General features: G+C 29.4%; 3 protein-coding genes. All 3 read left to right on the forward strand.

The window, feature by feature from the left end:
* Window positions 1-71 precede the first annotated feature (71 nt).
* The 3 genes from CD129_RS12445 to CD129_RS12455 all read left to right on the forward strand — a co-directional run bounded on the left by CD129_RS12445 (window position 72) and on the right by CD129_RS12455 (window position 1,967).
* Entirely contained in the window at window positions 72-485 is a 414-nt protein-coding gene (locus CD129_RS12445) for a universal stress protein (RefSeq protein WP_107509713.1), read from the forward strand.
* Between the two features lie 112 nt (window positions 486-597).
* Window positions 598-1,335, forward strand: coding sequence for a type I 3-dehydroquinate dehydratase (aroD, locus tag CD129_RS12450; RefSeq protein WP_078357720.1), 738 nt, complete (start codon window positions 598-600; stop codon window positions 1,333-1,335).
* Window positions 1,336-1,427: 92 nt separating this feature from the next.
* Window positions 1,428-1,967 carry a nitroreductase family protein gene (locus CD129_RS12455; protein ID WP_115337682.1) on the forward strand — a complete coding sequence of 180 codons (540 nt, stop codon included), beginning with the start codon at window positions 1,428-1,430 and terminating at the stop codon, window positions 1,965-1,967.
* Window positions 1,968-2,132: the final 165 nt, after the last annotated feature.

The following is a 2,132-nucleotide window of genomic DNA, read 5'->3' on the forward strand; positions in this document are numbered from 1 at the left end:
ATTTTTCAGAATGTAAAAAATTGAAAATAGGGCAACACTTAGTTTAGAATAGAGTAAAAGGAGTGGTAATCATGTATAAAAATATTTTGTTTGGCATTAATACAGAAATGAAAAATGAAAAAGTTTTAGAACAGATTGCTAAACTTGTTGGAGAAGGGTCAGAAGTCACACTTTATAACGTTGTTAGCGAAAAAGATTTAAAAGCTTCTGTACGTACGGGTGTCCATTTAGATGAACTTAAAGAAAAAAGACAAGAATCGATGAAGCATATATTTGATTATTTTAATGAACAAAATATCAAATATAATCTTCAATTTGTTCAAGGGAATCCTAAATCAGAATTGGTAAATAAAGCTAATACTGGAGATTTTGACATTGTTGTTTTAAGTAATAGAAAAGCAGAAGATGAAGATAAACTCGTGTTAGGAAGTGTCAGTCATAAAGTTGCTAAACGAGCTGCAATCCCGGTATTAATTGTAAAATAAGTTTTAAAATTATGATGGGTAGCTATTTATATGATATATTCAACCATCGTTTCATAGAAAAATTTCCTCGACTAATGTAAAATATAAATAGAAGAACATTGGAGGAATGACTATGACTGAAGAACAAACAAAAACGTTTCCATATATCGTTGCGACAATATCATTAGAAACAGCAGATGATATTAAAAAAACAGTTGAAGAACTCATTTCAAATAAAGATTCAATTGATATCGTTGAATTTAGAGCAGACGCTTTAAAAAACACTTCAATTGAAAATATTAATGAAATATTAGAGAAATTTAAAAAAGAATATCAACTTGCACCGATATTATTCACTTATCGTTCAAAAGGGCAAGGTGGAAATGGTGATTTTGATCATGAATCATATTACAAATTAATGCAAGACATTATTTGTAATAAAAAAGCTGATTATGTAGACATTCAATTAGATACTTACGAAGATAATTTAATGAATTGCATAACAAAAGCACAAAATAATGAAGTTAAAATAATCATATCTCATCATGATTTTAAATCGACGCCTGATGAAGAAGAAATGTTTGTAACTTATGAAAAAATGGCAGAATTAGGTGCAGATATCGGGAAGCTTGCCGTAATGCCACACAATGAAAAACACTTATTATCTATGCTTAATGCTCTGAACAGAGCTTATCATAAGCTGGAAATTGATGTGATTGGTATTTCAATGGGTGAACTAGGAAAAATGACTAGAATCACTGGTGGATTATTTGGTTCTAAATTCACTTATGGCTTTGTAGGTAAAGAAGCAGCACCTGGACAAATTCATGTTAAAGAAATTAAGAAACAATTAGATTTATATCAACATTAATATATGAGCTTAAATTCTATTATATTAGAATTTAAGCTCATTTTTATGATATAATTGATAATAATTATCAATGGGAATTGGGAGTGTAAATAATGGAATTAAAGAAAGCGATTATAGAAAGAAGAAGCGTAAAAAAATATGACTATGAGATGTATATTGATGAAGAGAAATTATTTTCTTTAGTTGATTTAGCAACTTATGCTCCAAATCATGGAATGCGAGAACCGTGGAGATTAGTATATATAAGTAAAAAACAAATACCTGAATTTGCTGAAAAAGTAGCACAATCTGCATTTGTAAATGATCCTGCTAAACAAGAAAAATATATAAACAAAGTGACTAAAGTCGGTGGCATGTTTGTTATACTTTCGAAAAGAGATTCAAGACAAAAAGAAAATCTTGAAAATCAAATGGCGATAGGTGCATTTATTCAAAATTTAATGTTACTCATACACGATGAAGGAATGGGTTCATGTTGGAAAACACCTGAATTTATATTCAAACCAACATTCCGTAAAATCGTTGGAGTAAATGATGATGAAGATGTTAATGGGTTTTTATATGTTACAGAAAAAGACCCAAGTGTAAATGTAATGACAAGAAAAAATAATTCACTTATTACAGAATGGTAATAATATAATGTATTAGGCTAAGTTGTAGATTAATTAGAGAGTTAATCGAAGAGATCGGGCAAGTTGTAGATTAATTAGAGAGTTAATCGAAGAGATCGGGCAAGTTGTAGATTAAGTAGAGAGTTAATCGAAGAGATCGGGCAAGTTGTAGATTAAGTAGAGAGT

The organism is Mammaliicoccus fleurettii, from assembly GCF_003970575.1.
GTDB lineage: Bacteria > Bacillota > Bacilli > Staphylococcales > Staphylococcaceae > Mammaliicoccus > Mammaliicoccus fleurettii.